Source organism: Paenibacillus crassostreae (assembly GCF_001857945.1).
Classification (GTDB): Bacteria; Bacillota; Bacilli; order Paenibacillales; family Paenibacillaceae; genus Paenibacillus_AQ; species Paenibacillus_AQ crassostreae.
The window spans coordinates 3,983,090-3,995,448 of record NZ_CP017770.1 but is presented as its reverse complement, the minus strand read 5'-3'; the positions used below and the strand labels follow the sequence as shown (position 1 = coordinate 3,995,448).

The window sequence follows — 12,359 nt, the reverse complement described above, 5'->3', positions numbered from 1 at the left end:
TTCCTGCATTACTTCGAATAAACTACATCGGAAGCATGATCTAAGTTCACTTGTATAAATATTTACGAATCCATTGACTATTCATGAAGAAGAAGATCCGGCTTAGGGGGCTTCCTTTCATCAATCGCTTTGATGCGGAAACCACTTCTTGTTGTACACTAACTTTGGGATCAGATAAATAGATGGCTAATAGTCCTTCGATGATCATTCGATGAAAAGGAGTTGCAGGAATTAATTTAACATCATTCCTTGCAGAATCTGCAATCATAATGATTCTTCGCAACATGGTTTCAGAATCACTATAATAGTTGCAAAAATTCAGGTCTCCGCCTAATCGATCTTCTTCCTGATCAATCAAATAATCAAGCAAGATGTGTAAACAGCAAAGATGTGGAAAATAAGCTTTATGAATTGATGCTGCATCATTATCGGATAAACCAACATTCGATGCAGCAAGAAACAACATAAATATAGCTAATGTAGATCCGGTAGCAGCAGCAAATTCTTGCCATTCTAATTGTGGCGCTCGATGCTTCTGCTTTGACCACCAGTTCAGAAGTTCAACTTCTCTTCTCTCTGGATCAATATGCTTGTATACCTGTAAATCTGTATACAGGCAAGCTAGATCACTTATGTAAGGTTGTACTACACTGTATGCAGGAAGCATTACAATACAACTCTGACAAGTTTCGACTAATTTATAAAGATAACCGCCATCATCCACTTCCTGGTGCAATGCATAATAATTCTGTTGCTCTGCCCGTGGATCAATTGCATCCAACATAGATTGATGGAGTAATTTGAAATCCGCTGGATCCATGGAAGTACTTCGATCACATAAATTATCAAGGTAATCACTGATCGTCTGATAAGAAACGATTAGCCTAATTAATACACTTCGTTCCGGTTGATGGATCGCTGCATATACAGCACCACCCTGACAATGAAACTGTTTCGTATTGATACTAGCAAGTGCTTGCATCCTTAGTTCTGGATCAGGTATTTCAGCTGCCAATTTTCGCCAACCACTCAGTTCTGCACGTACTTCCGGTAAAATATGTTTATATACCCGGCCCATTAAACTTAGTGGATTACGAGGAACTTGATTTAGGCGTTGCTCATGATTACTCAATGACGGTGCCTCCATATGCGTATCTACATAATTAAATCAAATCATCATTATTATAATATGTACTATCCTTTTGTACAAATAAACTAAGTCACTTTTCTGAATTTTTCAGAAATTAAATTTAGAATTTTGTCGAAAATCTAACTAATCACACCTGAACTTAACTTCATATGATATACTATCGGTACTTTATAACCTTAACATCATTAAGGAGATTTAATCCGATGTCTATAGATGAACCACTTTCTTGGAAAAGACTCTTCATTTTTTTTATACCTTTAGGCATTTCAGCTTCTCTTGTCACCATATCACACGTCATCATTAATGGTACATTAGCCAGAGCAGCAGATCCTGAAACAGTAATTGCTAGTTACGCGATCGCTGGTAGTCTTCTGACCATTACTGAACGACCTTCCACCTTATTAAGACAGACCTGCTCAGCTCTAGTGAAAGATCGTATATCATTTCAAGCCCTAAGTTATGTAACCAAAGTATTTCTAGCTTTCGTTATGCTGATTGGTTTCCTAATCGTATACACACCCGTTGGTCATGGGATCTTCAAGTATTTGTTCGGAGTTGATGCAAGCCTATTATCATCAGTTATTGACGTATACCAGATTTTAATGTTTGTTAGCATTTTCTCGGTGATTCGTAATATATATCAGGGTGTCATCATTAGTCATAATCGGACAAAATGGTTAACTATTGGCATGGCTATTCGACTCGCCAGTATGTATTTCCTGTCACTGTACTACGTTATATCTGACAATATTACAAGCGGACGTGTAGGTGCAATCATTTTCTTAGTGGGGATGATGGTAGAATCTGCTGTGAGTTATTGGGAAGGGCGTAATATCGTTAGAACTATGCCTAAGAAACAAGACGAGCATATTATTGAGACTAAAGGTCATGTATTTCAGTTCTATAAGCCCTTATTACTTTCTTCCTTTGTCGCCATGTTTATTGGCCCCGTAATTAATGTCATGCTTGGTAGAACAACTGGAATCTTTTTGGCTATCTCAGCTTTTGCCGTTGCAAGTAGCTTGATGCAATTAATGATAAGCTTCTTCACTTACATGCATCAGATTGTTCTGAACTTCTATAATATTGATGCACAGTTAGTCAAAAAATTCGCACTCGCCATTGGTTTTATCCCATTCTCATTGCTTGTTAGTGTGGCGTATACACCACTTGGCCCTTGGGCACTTGAACATATGATGAATGTCAAAGGAAACCTGCTTACAGAAAGTTTGCTTACATTACGCTGCTTCGCGCTTTATACACTAGTTATGCCTTGGCTTGATTATGGCAATGGATTAATTCTGCTTCGTGGTCAGACCAAGACGATGTTCCGTTCTCAAACTGCAAATGCAGTATGCACCATAATTGTCTTGTTCATTCTAACTTTCATCTTTCCTGGATGGAACGGGATGGTTGGAGCGCTCTCCCAATCCTTTGGTTTACTAGCGGAAGCGATCATTATTTGGATTGTTATACGTCGAACTAGTAGAGAACCTTCGCTGAATCAGAGACAACATGCATAATAGAATTATTAAGTCATCTTCACAACAAAATGCACTGCATCCTGGTTATTTCCAAGATACAGTGCATTTTTATGATTTAAATATGATTTAGCCAATACGTTCTACTTCGTCTTCACTGATCTCGAAGTTCGTATAGACATCTTGTACGTCATCATTATCTTCAAAGGCATCCATCATGCGCAGTAACTTCTCTGCATTCTCGCCCTCTACATCAATCGTATTCTGTGGAATCCATCTAACTTCAGAGCTGGTAAATTCTAAACCATCTGCTTCTAATATTCCTTTAATCGTTTCAAATTCATGGGGATGAGTTAACACTTCAAAAGTCTCATCACTTGTGATGACATCTTCAGCACCAGCTTCGATGGCTTGAAGCATCAATGTATCTTCATCTAAATCCTCAAACTTTTCACGATCGATAACAAGCATACCCTTCTGATCGAACATATAAGAAACACAACCGGACTCGCCCATGTTACCGCTACGTTTATTAAATATAGATCTTACGTCCGCTGCTGTACGATTGCGATTATCTGTTAGACATTTCACCATGATAGCTACCCCACCTGGTCCGTAGCCTTCATAATAAATCTCGTCATAATCTACATTTTCCCCATTGCCGGTAGCTTTCTTAATAGCACGTTCTATGTTATCAACAGGCATACTAATTTGACGTGCATTATTAATAGCTGTCTTCAAACCGAAATTCGCTTCTGGGTTAGGTCCGCCTGTGCGAGCTTGTACATAAATTTCACGAGCAAGCTTTACAAATTTATTGTTGCGAGCCTGATCTGCCTTCCCCTTGCGATCTTTAAATAACTTAAACTTCATAATGGAGCGCTCCCTATAAAATTGATTATTTCATCTGTACTAGTGTATCATTCCTATGTTCAATCGGTCAAAGTCTTGTATGATGGGATCTAACGATAAAAAAGCACAGGACTCTATCTGAGAACTGTGCATTCTTTATATATGAAACACATAAAAACATCTGAAATTTTATTGATTAACCTAGTTTTAATACGTTAGATGCTTGTGGTCCACGATTTCCTTCTGTGATCTCAAATTCTACGGTTTGACCTTCATCCAACGTCTTGTAGCCTTCACCTTGTATGGCAGAAAAGTGAACAAACACATCATCTCCTGCTTCCACTTGAATGAATCCATATCCCTTTTCTGCATTAAACCATTTAACTGTTCCTTTCAATTGAACAACCTCCTAAAAGTTTTTGAGCATATACAACTTGAGTAACATCGAAAAAACTACTTCGAAAGCATAGGCTAAAAGTTTTTGAGCATATACATCTTGAATAACTTCGAAAAAACTAGCATCGGAAGCATTCACTTAAAATAGCGCCATATAGGCCAATGATATGAATAGATTACATACATTCCAATAATAAAAATGCAATCGTGATGCTTTTCTCCGTTTTTATTTGCTTTTATTACTGCGTCTGCGTTATCATTTTATCAAAAGAGCAAACGGAGAAATGTGACTATGATTAAAAAACATGAAATATACAAAAAAGACAAATGGAATATGATGACAATCGAGGTTCAAGGGAAATATCTTGTGTTACGCGAAATCTCCGATCAATGGGGAGAAGAAACACAAACCTTTCTCAGTCGACCAGCATTAATGCATTGGGCCAACAATCGATTCCCGAAAGAAGAGTACCAAGATAAAGAAGACGAATGGCGCGAAATAATGGCTGCCTTCAAAGGAGTTTAATGAACAATGGATCCTAGTAGTACGCTTATTTTTATCATCTGTGCATTTATACTTGGTGGCGCCTTAATCGTGGGTAAGAATTCCATTCCACCCTCCTTAAAACGTTGGATGGCTCTTACCGCCATTGTAATGATTCTTATTGCCTTTTTCTTAATCGTATTCAGCTTTCTTAATATGGGTTCCTCAATTTGATCAGAGAACAGTAATATACTTCGTAGAACTGGATATACTATGGGTTGATTGCACATATAAAGGAGGTACAACTCTGGTGAACTTAACCAAGACTGTATCGCTCATACTGACCCTAAGTATATTGGTTCTACCCTCTGCTCCATCCATTACAGCTTCTGCAGGAACCCAACCTTTATTCTCAAACCACGTAAGGAGGATTCCCATGGATCAATTATTGAAACGCTCAGAAGGTTCTAAAGAAAATCAATGGAACCTACAGGATTTGTATGCCTCTCAGTCTGATTGGGATCAAGCATATGCCGAAGTTCAGAAGAAAATTTCCACAGCAGCTGGATTTCAAGGAAAGTTAAATACAGTTCAATCTGTAAAAGATTGCTTCGCACTTGAAGATGATATTTCCAATCACGTTGAACGCCTTTACGTATACGCTCATATGCATCACGACGAGGATACAACAAACCCTACATATCAAGCATTAACTCAAAAGGCAAAAAAATTAAGTGTCGATGCCAATGAAGCATTATCTTTTGTGACACCAGAGATCTTGTCTCTACCAGATGATCAACTAGACGCCTTCATATCAGACCCAGTATTATCTGATTATAAATTCACCCTACAAGAAATGAAGCGGGAAAAAGCTCACGTTCTTACGAAGACGGAAGAAGCATTGTTAGCCCAGGTGGGCAACTTATCACAAGCCCCACAAACAATCTTCGGTATGATCAATAATGCCGATATGAAATTTCCTAGGATTAAAGATGAGAATGGTAAAGAAGTAGAACTAACTCATGGAAGTTACATTCAATTCTTAGAGAACCCTAATCGTGAAGTTCGTAGTCGCGCTTTCAAAGCAGTTTATGAGACTTATGCTAAACAAAAAAATACGATTGCGGCTACGTTAAGCGCTAATGTTAATAAGAATATTTTCTACTCAACAGTACGTAAATACCCTTCTGTACTTGAGATGTCCCTTTACGGCGACAATATTCCGAAGGAAGTATACAGTAATCTAATTGATACGATTCATGAAAGCTTACCATTACTACATCGCTACATGAAGCTTCGTAAGAACCTGCTTGGGGTCGATGAATTGCATATGTATGATCTCTTTGCACCACTTGTAGATGAATACAAAATGGACATTACCTATAAAGAAGCTAAGGAAACTATAAAAGAAGGTCTAAAGCCACTTGGTGATGATTATCTAGCAGCATTACAAGAGGGTTATGATACCGGATGGATTGATGTCTATGAGAATGAAGGTAAACGAACAGGAGCATATAGCTGGGGTGCTTATGGTACTCACCCATACGTTCTCTTGAATCACAAAGATAATCTCAATAGTATGTTTACGTTAGCTCATGAAATGGGTCACGCGTTACACTCCTATTATTCTGATAATGCTTTGAAATATCGTGATGCACAATACACAATCTTCCTAGCAGAAGTAGCATCCACAACCAATGAAGCACTGTTGATGGATTATTTATTAAAGAAATCGACGGATCCTAAAGAGAAAATGTACCTTCTTACTTACTATGCAGACCAATTCCGTACAACTGTATTCAGACAGACCATGTTTGCAGAATTTGAAAAACTCATTCATGAGCATGCTGAAAAGGGTGAATCCCTCACTCCGCAGGCATTATCGGATATCTACTATGATCTGAATCTCAAATATCATGGTCCAGATATGGCAGTGGATAAAGATATTGGTATGGAATGGGCACGTATTCCCCATTTCTATAACAGTTTCTATGTATACAAGTATGCTACAGGATTCTCTGCAGCGACTAGTTTCTCTAAACAGATCTTGGAAGAAGGTCAACCTGCGGTGGATCGTTACCTCGGATTCCTCAAGAGTGGAGGAAGTGACTACTCCATCAATATTCTAAGTAAAGCTGGTGTAGATATGTCTTCGCCACAACCGATCCGTGAAGCGATGAGTGTGTTTGGAGAATTAATAACACAAATGGAGCAATTAACAAAATAATATTCGTATATATGCAGAAACAGCTAAAATAATCCCTTGTCCATTAGGTCAAGGGATTTTATACTGTCAATAAAGGAGGTTATTATATGAAGATACAATGGTCATTAATTGCTGGATTAATTTTTGCTCTAATAACTGCTTTATTCGCCGTTATTAATGTGGATCCTGTACAAGTTAATTTTTATTTCAGCGAAGTAAGCATTCCTCTCATTCTTCTAATACTAGGATGTGTACTTATCGGAGGACTTATAGTAGGTTCCTTTGGAATTTATAGACAATATAAGCTACAACGCGAGGTTAAACGATTAACGAATGAGCTTAATAAAGTCATGACTGAAACAAATTATTCAGCCCCAACATCTCTCGCATCACCCATCACAGAAGAACATGAGGAGGCAGTCACCAATGTCGATATCAATCCATCCAAATGAAGACTATATCATAGACTTTCTTCAAAAATTACTTAACACACCAAGTCCAAGCGGATACACGACACAAGTGATGAAATGGATCGAAGAAGAAGCTAAAGCTCTAGAGATACCTCTAACATGGAATCACAAGGGTGGCGCCATCTTAACTATCCAAGGACTAGATAACAGCCGTACAATCGGTTTAAGTGGGCACGTTGATACTTTAGGAGCGATGGTTCGAGCTATCAAGCCCGATGGATCCCTGCGACTTACCTTGGTCGGAGGATTTATGTTACAGGCTATTGAGAACGAATATTGTACCATACATACACGAGGTGGTAAGACATACACTGGAACTATTCTAAGTTCTCATCCTTCAGTGCATGTCTACAGCGATGCCCGTGATTTCAAACGCCAAGAAGAACATATGGAAGTTCGTATTGACGCACTCGTTGAATCGAAAGAAGACGTGAAGAAATTAGGTATCTCCGTTGGTGACTTCATATCATTCGACCCTAGAGCCGTCGTTACAGACAGTGGATATATTAAATCCCGACATCTTGATGATAAAGCTAGTGTTGCAGCTCTATTCGGTTTAGTTGAATCTATGAAGCGTGAGAACTGGAAACCACGTACAACCGTAAAGATACTAATTTCTAATTATGAAGAGGTTGGACATGGAGCTTCCTCCATCCCTGACGATATCGAGGAAATGATTGCGGTTGATATGGGTTGTATCGGTGATGACCTTAGTTGTAAGGAAACCGATGTATCCATTTGTGCCAAAGACTCTTCAGGACCTTATGACTACGATATGACTAGCCGACTTATTGAATTAGCTGAAGCAGAGAACATTCCCTATGCTGTTGATATTTATCCCTATTATGGTTCCGATGCTTCTGCAGCGCTCAAGGCAGGAAACAATATTCGTGCTGCACTCATCGGTCCAGGTGTACATGCTTCTCATGCGATGGAGCGTACACATAAACAAGCGATTATCAATACGACTAAGTTACTTGCGGCCTACTTACAGTAAGTTTTGGTTGTTTAGTTAATGAAAAGGCACAGTGCGTATTATTTGCACTGTGCCTTTTTGATAATAACTTTATATTTTATTACTTTCTTCTATTCTCTCGGCTAATTCATTTAAATAGGTCCATCGCTCCATTAAGTGTTCTAGCTCTTGTTGAGCTTCCTGTTGCTTATGCATGAGCTCCTGTAATGTAGCTGAATCACTAAAGGACTGTTCCATCTTAATGTTTATTTGGACAATCTTCTCTTCAGCAGTCTCAATTAGATTATCAATCTGTTCATATTCGCGTTGTTCTTTGAAACTGAACTTCAGCTTCTCCCGAGACGGAATGGAATTGTTTCCACCCTTTGACTCAACGATCGGAGTGCTAGTAGGTTTAGCTAATGGTTCCTCATGTTGACGTTCATGGACTTTGGAGACATTCTTATTCATCCATTCCTCATATTCACTATAAGAACCGACATGAACTCTGAGGTTTCCTTCCCCTTCAAAAGCCACAATCTTTTCAACCGTACGATCTAAGAAGTACCGATCATGAGATACTGCAATGACGACCCCAGGGAATTCATCTAAATATTGTTCCAGAACAGCGAGTGTCTGAATATCTAGATCATTCGTTGGTTCATCAAGTAATAGAACGTTGGGTGATCCCATCAGCACTCTTAAAAGATAAAGACGGCGCTTCTCTCCACCAGATAATTTAGAAATGGGTGTCCATTGGAGCGTAGGTGGGAACAAAAACCGTTCCAACATTTGTCCTGCCGTAATGGTACTACCATCTGCCGTGCGGATGACTTCTGCTTCTTCCTTAATATATTCAATGACACGTTGATTCTCATTCATTTCTTGATGTTCTTGGGTAAAGTAACCAATCTTCACGGTAGAACCTAAGCTAAGTTCTCCACCATCTGGCTGCAGTCTTCCGGCAATAAGATTGAGTAGCGTAGACTTCCCAGTACCATTAGGTCCTACAATCCCTACACGATCTTCTGGAACAGCAATATAACTGAAATCCTTGATGAGAACCATATCATTATTTACTTTGTGTAAATGATCTATCTCTAATATTTTCCGCCCCAAACGGCTTGAAGCTACTGACATATCCATGGATCCAGCACGCTGAACTCCTTGTTGATCCTTCAATTCCTCATAACGATCAATTCGCGCCTTTTGTTTGGTTGATCTTGCTTTGGCTCCTCGACGCATCCAAGCAAGCTCCGTGCGTAGAAGGTTCTGTCTTTTATGTTCAGAAGATGCTTCTCTTTCTTCACGCTCTTCTTTCAACTCAAGAAATCTTGAATAATTCGCCTCATAACGGAACAATCGCCCATAATCAAGCTCCAACATCACATTAGCTACACGATCAAGGAAATACCGATCATGCGTAATCATAAGTAATGCACCACGGCGTTTCTGTAAGAATGACTCTAGCCACGCCACAGAATCCGTATCGATATGGTTCGTAGGTTCATCTAGAATTAACAATTCGCAAGGTTGAATCAGTGCGCTAGCCAAGGCAACACGTTTGCGTTGTCCTCCAGACAGCGTTCCCATCAAGTCATCAAACTGTGTTAATCCTAGCTTATTCAAAATAGTCTTAGCTTCACTTTCAAGCTGCCAAGCTTGTAGAGCATCCATTTCTTGATTGAGATCCAAGAGACGTTCCATTGCCTTTTCATCTAGAGGATCAAGTTCGAGTAGATCCATTGTTTCTGTGTAATCCCGTACGACTTTCATTTGCGGATCATTTCCTTGAAATACTTGCTGTAGAACAGTCATCTCTGGATCAAAATCAGGATTCTGTGACAAAGTTCTAATTCTAACAGCATTTCCGATCGAAATCTGACCTTCATCAGCCTTCTCCAACCCAGCAATGATACGCAAAAAGGTTGACTTCCCTGTTCCATTCACACCGACAATACCAATCTTGTCCTGATCCTCCATACCGAATGATGCGTCTTTAAATAATACCTTTTCTCCATAACTTTTACTTATATGTTCAACAGTTAATATATTCATTTCACATTTTCCCTACTAACGTTTCTTATTTTGAATGATAACAATTCTTATTGTACCATGAATAATGTCTCATTTATAATCCTAATCCCAAGCCAATCATAACGGCAACTACCGCACCAACAATCGAACTCCACATATTTACAGCGTCATTGGTCATCCAAATCCAACCACGACATTGTTTCGTTGTCTGCTCACAATGACTCAACACTTCAACCTCTTTATCACAAACAGGGCACACATACATGACTTGTACGGTAGCTCCTAATATAGAATCTGTAAAAGCTCCAACTAATCCAGAGACAAACCCTAAGATCACCCATACTACTAATGATTGCAATTGAAAATCCGATGCAGTTATCGCTGCAAAAATCCCCGCAAACCCACCGATCATAACTCCACCTACGGCTGCAGCACCACTTCCTAGCAGAGATACTCCACCTGATGTACCAATAGATTGGACCTTACCATTCAGGATTGAGCGCGGAGGTCTCTTGCTTAAACTACCGATCTCTGTTGCCCAAGTATCAGCTGTGACGGTTCCCATAATACCAATAAATAGATAAGCCCATGCAGGATGAGGCCATATAGCATTCAGTATACATAGAAACATTCCAAATCCACCGTTCGCAAGGACTTGTCCCGCATCACGTCGTCCAGTCTTTGCATACGATTTCTCCAACTCAGCCTTATGGCTTTGACGAAACTTAGATAGTAGCGAAGAAGAAACAAAGAATACAAGTAGTATTCCGAACCAGAATAGATTTCCGGCTGCAAAGTAAACCATTCCCATGATTGTAGCTGCAAGTGCTCCTGATATGGTGAGTGATTTCTTAATATACGCTGCAACAGACACGACGAAAGCGCACAAAAAACCTATAATCCATAACATTTGTTATTGAATAACACAGCTTCCCAGCTGAGTATCCCCCCATAAGAGTTCGAACTCGTCACCTGCGGATACAGGTCCAACTCCAGCTGGCGTCCCAGTGAAGATGATATCACCTTTACCTAAACCATAATGAGTTCCAATATACTCAACAATTTTTTGTAGAGAGAAGATCATATCGTTAGCGTTCCCCCGTTGCACCTCGATTTTATTTTTATTCACTGTGAAATCCAATGTTGCTAAATCTCCTATCCCTGGAAAAGGAATAAATGCCGTCAGAGGTGCTGACGATTTGAATCCTTTGGCTGCTGTCCATGGATGCCCCTTCTCTTTAATAACCTGTTGCACATCGCGTAATGTAAAATCAATGCCTAAAGCCATGAACTTCACTAAGCTATCCACAGTCATCCCCGGTTCATAGTCTTGATCGATAAGGATAACTAATTCTCCTTCATAATGCACTTCACCTTGATCCTTGGGTAATGAAATTACGCTATTATCCAGTGGAATTACCGCATGAGAGGGTTTCATGAATATCATTGGTTTTTTCGGTATATCATTTCCAAGCTCTGCTGCATGTAGTCTATAGTTACGGCCTACACAATAGACATTACGAATCATTAAATCCATGGGTGTATCATTCCTTTTTATGAAATATTTTTTGCCAAAAATAAGGTTTATTGTTTAATAAAGTGGCTGCCCACACATCTGGACGATTAGTACAAATCATAATACCAGAATTCATAGATGATAGACGTTTCATTCCTGAGGCATTATCTACGGTCCACGCCATCACTGTTATCCCTTGTGAGATAAGTGTTGAAGTTAATGCTGAATTTAGATAAGAAGCTTTAATCGACAGAAAGGAACACTTCAAATCTTTAAGTCGCTTCATTAAATCAATCGGTCGATTATTAATAATTAGTCCTGTGTTGATCTTAACATTATAATCCTTTACTCTTCTTAATGCATTCTCATCAAAAGAGGTCAACACCACTTCATTCTCCATATGATAATAGGAAATACGCTCCAATACAGCTTTCTCTAATCCGATGTACATATCACCTTTTGTTTTGAGCTCAATATTTAGACGAATACGTCCACGACTAAGCTTTAAGACTTCATCAAGGGAGGGAATCTTCTCACCTATAAAGGCTACACCCTTCCACCGTCCAGCATCCAAACTCTGAAGTTGTTCCCAGGTATGATCCTTCACCAGCCCTGTACCATTCGTTGTTCGATCTAAGCTGAAATCATGGATAACAACAGGTATTCCATCTGAAGAAAGCTGTGTATCTATCTCTATCCATTGAACATAAGGCTCAGCAATCGCCATATTTATCGCAGCTATGGTATTCTCAGGAGATTTGTATGAGAAGCCTCTATGCGCTACACATAAATTATTCAAAAATCCATAACCT

The 12,359-nt window shown here is 39.2% G+C and carries 13 protein-coding genes; 6 read left to right on the top strand and 7 right to left on the bottom strand.

Annotation, left to right across the window (positions count from 1 at the left end; all coding sequences use genetic code 11):
* Positions 1-46 precede the first annotated feature (46 nt).
* Positions 47-1,132 carry a tetraprenyl-beta-curcumene synthase family protein gene (locus LPB68_RS18450; RefSeq protein WP_418303808.1) on the bottom strand — a complete coding sequence of 362 codons (1,086 nt, stop codon included), beginning with the start codon at positions 1,130-1,132 and terminating at the stop codon, positions 47-49.
* A 221-nt stretch (positions 1,133-1,353) separates the two neighbouring features.
* On the opposite strand from LPB68_RS18450, the gene LPB68_RS18445 reads away from it, so the two are divergent.
* Complete coding sequence (locus LPB68_RS18445) at positions 1,354-2,673, top strand: multi antimicrobial extrusion protein MatE (protein ID WP_068656253.1); 1,320 nt, start codon at positions 1,354-1,356, stop codon at positions 2,671-2,673.
* Between the two features lie 87 nt (positions 2,674-2,760).
* Here the strand turns inward: LPB68_RS18445 and LPB68_RS18440 are convergent, their stop codons facing one another.
* Both LPB68_RS18440 and LPB68_RS18435 read right to left on the bottom strand, forming a co-directional pair.
* A complete protein-coding gene (locus tag LPB68_RS18440) occupies positions 2,761-3,504 on the bottom strand; it encodes a YebC/PmpR family DNA-binding transcriptional regulator (protein ID WP_068656254.1) in 744 nt (247 codons plus the stop codon).
* A 175-nt stretch (positions 3,505-3,679) separates the two neighbouring features.
* Positions 3,680-3,880, bottom strand: coding sequence for a cold-shock protein (locus LPB68_RS18435; protein ID WP_068656256.1), 201 nt, complete (start codon positions 3,878-3,880; stop codon positions 3,680-3,682).
* A 291-nt stretch (positions 3,881-4,171) separates the two neighbouring features.
* Here LPB68_RS18435 and LPB68_RS18430 point away from each other — a divergent pair, with 291 nt between their 5' ends.
* The 5 genes from LPB68_RS18430 (at position 4,172) to LPB68_RS18410 (ending at position 8,036) form a co-directional block, all read left to right on the top strand.
* Positions 4,172-4,405: a hypothetical protein gene (locus tag LPB68_RS18430; protein ID WP_068656257.1), complete on the top strand. Its 234-nt coding sequence runs from the start codon at positions 4,172-4,174 to the stop codon at positions 4,403-4,405.
* Positions 4,406-4,411: 6 nt separating this feature from the next.
* A complete protein-coding gene (locus LPB68_RS18425; RefSeq protein ID WP_068656258.1) occupies positions 4,412-4,597 on the top strand; it encodes a hypothetical protein in 186 nt (61 codons plus the stop codon).
* A 202-nt stretch (positions 4,598-4,799) separates the two neighbouring features.
* Entirely contained in the window at positions 4,800-6,590 is a 1,791-nt protein-coding gene (gene pepF / locus LPB68_RS18420) for an oligoendopeptidase F (RefSeq protein ID WP_068656260.1), read from the top strand.
* A gap of 86 nt (positions 6,591-6,676) precedes the next feature.
* Positions 6,677-7,021 (top strand): LapA family protein, encoded by a 345-nt coding sequence (locus LPB68_RS18415; RefSeq protein WP_082865618.1) that lies wholly within the window; start codon positions 6,677-6,679, stop codon positions 7,019-7,021.
* The gene (locus LPB68_RS18410) at positions 7,002-8,036 is read left to right on the top strand and encodes a M42 family metallopeptidase (RefSeq protein WP_068656696.1); all 1,035 of its coding nucleotides are present in this window, start codon (positions 7,002-7,004) and stop codon (positions 8,034-8,036) included. The genes LPB68_RS18415 and LPB68_RS18410 overlap by 20 nt, the downstream gene beginning before the upstream one ends.
* 69 nt (positions 8,037-8,105) lie before the next feature.
* Here the strand turns inward: LPB68_RS18410 and LPB68_RS18405 are convergent, their stop codons facing one another.
* From LPB68_RS18405 to LPB68_RS18390, 4 genes are all read right to left on the bottom strand, one after another.
* Positions 8,106-10,052 (bottom strand): ABC-F family ATP-binding cassette domain-containing protein, encoded by a 1,947-nt coding sequence (locus LPB68_RS18405; RefSeq protein ID WP_068656261.1) that lies wholly within the window; start codon positions 10,050-10,052, stop codon positions 8,106-8,108.
* 73 nt (positions 10,053-10,125) lie between these two features.
* Positions 10,126-10,941 (bottom strand): DUF92 domain-containing protein, encoded by an 816-nt coding sequence (locus LPB68_RS18400; RefSeq protein ID WP_068656262.1) that lies wholly within the window; start codon positions 10,939-10,941, stop codon positions 10,126-10,128.
* Between the two features lie 3 nt (positions 10,942-10,944).
* The gene (locus LPB68_RS18395) at positions 10,945-11,568 is read right to left on the bottom strand and encodes a fumarylacetoacetate hydrolase family protein (RefSeq protein ID WP_068656264.1); all 624 of its coding nucleotides are present in this window, start codon (positions 11,566-11,568) and stop codon (positions 10,945-10,947) included.
* Between the two features lie 7 nt (positions 11,569-11,575).
* Positions 11,576-12,346 (bottom strand): glycerophosphodiester phosphodiesterase, encoded by a 771-nt coding sequence (locus tag LPB68_RS18390; protein WP_068656265.1) that lies wholly within the window; start codon positions 12,344-12,346, stop codon positions 11,576-11,578.
* Positions 12,347-12,359 lie beyond the last annotated feature (13 nt).

Coding starts and splice junctions, on each gene's coding strand:
- LPB68_RS18395 (WP_068656264.1), bottom strand. CDS start 11,568: ATGGATTTAATGATTCGTAATGTCTATTGTGTAGGCCGTAACTATAGA.
- LPB68_RS18415 (WP_082865618.1), top strand. CDS start 6,677: ATGAAGATACAATGGTCATTAATTGCTGGATTAATTTTTGCTCTAATA.
- LPB68_RS18440 (WP_068656254.1), bottom strand. CDS start 3,504: ATGAAGTTTAAGTTATTTAAAGATCGCAAGGGGAAGGCAGATCAGGCT.
- LPB68_RS18405 (WP_068656261.1), bottom strand. CDS start 10,052: ATGAATATATTAACTGTTGAACATATAAGTAAAAGTTATGGAGAAAAG.
- LPB68_RS18425 (WP_068656258.1), top strand. CDS start 4,412: ATGGATCCTAGTAGTACGCTTATTTTTATCATCTGTGCATTTATACTT.
- LPB68_RS18430 (WP_068656257.1), top strand. CDS start 4,172: ATGATTAAAAAACATGAAATATACAAAAAAGACAAATGGAATATGATG.
- pepF (WP_068656260.1), top strand. CDS start 4,800: ATGGATCAATTATTGAAACGCTCAGAAGGTTCTAAAGAAAATCAATGG.
- LPB68_RS18445 (WP_068656253.1), top strand. CDS start 1,354: ATGTCTATAGATGAACCACTTTCTTGGAAAAGACTCTTCATTTTTTTT.
- LPB68_RS18400 (WP_068656262.1), bottom strand. CDS start 10,941: ATGTTATGGATTATAGGTTTTTTGTGCGCTTTCGTCGTGTCTGTTGCA.